The organism is Virgibacillus sp. MG-45, assembly GCF_036409425.1.
Taxonomy (GTDB): Bacteria; Bacillota; Bacilli; order Bacillales; family Amphibacillaceae; genus LDC-1.
Genome location: NZ_JAXOFU010000021.1, coordinates 1 through 2,961 on the forward strand (window position 1 = coordinate 1; position 2,961 = coordinate 2,961).

Consider the following 2,961-nt stretch of genomic DNA (forward strand, 5'->3'; position numbering starts at 1 on the left):
AAAGGCGTAAAGCAAATATAAGCATTATGCTTATTCATTGTTAGTTAAGTGAATAAGAGCGCACGGTGGATGCCTTGGCACTAGGAGCCGACGAAGGACGGGACTAACACCGATATGCCTCGGGGAGTTGTAAGTAGACTTTGATCCGGGGATTTCCGAATGGGGGAACCCACTATTCGTAATGGAATAGTACGTGTATCTGAATACATAGGATGCACGAGGCAGACCCGGGGAACTGAAACATCTCAGTACCCGGAGGAAGAGAAAGCAAACGCGATTTCCTGAGTAGCGGCGAGCGAAACGGAATTAGCCCAAACCAAAAGGTTTACCTTTTGGGGTTGTAGGACACTCCACACGGAGTTACAAAGAAATTCTTTAGATGAAGCGATCTGGAAAGGTCCGCCACAGAAGGTAACAGCCCTGTAATCGAAAAAGAATTTCCTCCGGAGTGTATCCTGAGTACGGCGGAACACGAGAAATTCCGTCGGAATCCGGGAGGACCATCTCCCAAGGCTAAATACTCCCTAGTGACCGATAGTGAACCAGTACCGTGAGGGAAAGGTGAAAAGCACCCCGGAAGGGGAGTGAAAGAGAACCTGAAACCGTGTGCTTACAAGTAGTCGAAGCCCGTTAATGGGTGACGGCGTACCTTTTGTAGAATGGACCGGCGAGTTACGATCGTATGCAAGGTTAAGTGGATGACACGGAGCCGTAGCGAAAGCGAGTCTGAATAGGGCGAATGAGTATGCGGTCGTAGACCCGAAACCGTGTGATCTACCCATGTCCAGGGTGAAGGTCAGGTAACACTGACTGGAGGCCCGAACCCACGTATGTTGAAAAATGCGGGGATGAGGTGTGGGTAGGGGTGAAATGCCAATCGAACACGGAGATAGCTGGTTCTCTCCGAAATAGCTTTAGGGCTAGCCTCAAAGAAAGAGTACTGGAGGTAGAGCACTGATTGGACTAGGGGCCCTCACCGGGTTACCGAATTCAGTCAAACTCCGAATGCCAGCTACTTAGCTTTGGGAGTCAGACTATGGGTGATAAGGTTCATAGTCGAAAGGGAAACAGCCCAGACCGCCAGCTAAGGTCCCAAAGTATACGTTAAGTGGAAAAGGATGTGGAGTTGCTTAGACAACCAGGATGTTGGCTTAGAAGCAGCCATCATTTAAAGAGTGCGTAATAGCTCACTGGTCGAGTGACTCTGCGCCGAAAATATACCGGGGCTAAACGTATCACCGAAGCTGCGGATTGTTCTTCGAACAATGGTAGGAGAGCGTTCCAAGTGCAGTGAAGTCAGACCGTGAGGACTGGTGGAGCGCTTGGAAGTGAGAATGCCGGTATGAGTAGCGAAAAAAGAGTGAGAATCTCTTTCACCGAATGCCTAAGGTTTCCTGAGGAAGGCTCGTCCTCTCAGGGTTAGTCGGGACCTAAGCCGAGGCCGAAAGGCGTAGGCGATGGACAACAGGTAGATATTCCTGTACCACCTCATGACCGCTATTAGCGACGGGGGGACGCAGTAGGATAGGGAAAGCGCACCGATGGATGAGTGCGCCCAAGCAGTAAGGGAGTTGGATAGGCAAATCCGTCCAACAATCTCAAGCTGTGATGGGGAGTGAACTAGAGTAGCGAAGTTCCCGATTTCACACTGCCGAGAAAAGCCTCTAGCAAGGTCACAGGTGCCCGTACCGCAAACCGACACAGGTAGGCGAGGAGAGAATCCTAAGGTGAGCGGGAGAACTCTCGTTAAGGAACTCGGCAAAATGACCCCGTAACTTCGGGAGAAGGGGTGCTCCTTTAAGGAGGAGCCGCAGTGAATAGGCCCAAGCGACTGTTTAGCAAAAACACAGGTCTCTGCGAAGCCGAAAGGCGAAGTATAGGGGCTGACACCTGCCCGGTGCTGGAAGGTTAAGGGGAAGCGTTAGCGTTCGCGCGAAGCGTAGAACCGAAGCCCCAGTAAACGGCGGCCGTAACTATAACGGTCCTAAGGTAGCGAAATTCCTTGTCGGGTAAGTTCCGACCCGCACGAAAGGTGCAACGACTTGGGCACTGTCTCAACGAGAGACCCGGTGAAATTATACTATGCGTGAAGATGCGCATTACCCGCGACAGGACGGAAAGACCCCGTGGAGCTTTACTGTAGCCTGATATTGAATGTTTGTGCAGCTTGTACAGGATAGGTGGGAGCCTTGGAAACCGGAGCGCTAGCTTCGGTGGAGGCAATGGTGGGATACCACCCTGGCTGTACGAACATTCTAACCCAGGACCGTGATCCGGTTCGGAGACAGTGTCAGGCGGGCAGTTTGACTGGGGCGGTCGCCTCCCAAAAGGTAACGGAGGCGCCCAAAGGTTCCCTCAGAATGGTTGGAAATCATTCGAAGAGTGTAAAGGCAGAAGGGAGCTTGACTGCGAGACCTACAAGTCGAGCAGGGACGAAAGTCGGGCTTAGTGATCCGGTGGTTCCGCATGGAAGGGCCATCGCTCAACGGATAAAAGCTACCCCGGGGATAACAGGCTTATCTCCCCCAAGAGTTCACATCGACGGGGAGGTTTGGCACCTCGATGTCGGCTCATCGCATCCTGGGGCTGTAGTCGGTCCCAAGGGTTGGGCTGTTCGCCCATTAAAGCGGTACGCGAGCTGGGTTCAGAACGTCGTGAGACAGTTCGGTCCCTATCCGTCGTGGGCGTTGGAAGTTTGAGAGGAGCTGTCCTTAGTACGAGAGGACCGGGATGGACACACCGCTGGTGTACCAGTTGTTCCGCCAGGAGCATAGCTGGGTAGCTACGTGTGGAAAGGATAAGTGCTGAAAGCATCTAAGCATGAAGCCCCCCTCTAGATGAGACTTCCCATCACTTCGAGTGAGTAAGATCCCTCAGAGACGATGAGGTTGATAGGTCCGAGGTGGAAGCGTGGTGACACGTGGAGCTGACGGATACTAATCGATCGAGGACTTAACTAAC

The 2,961-nt window shown here is 52.5% G+C and carries 1 rRNA gene; it reads left to right on the forward strand.

The annotated features are described in order from the left end of the window. The first annotated feature begins 42 nt into the window (after positions 1-42). Positions 43-2,960: ribosomal RNA gene (locus tag SPK86_RS15140) — 23S ribosomal RNA — on the forward strand. The last annotated feature ends 1 nt before the right edge of the window (position 2,961 follow it).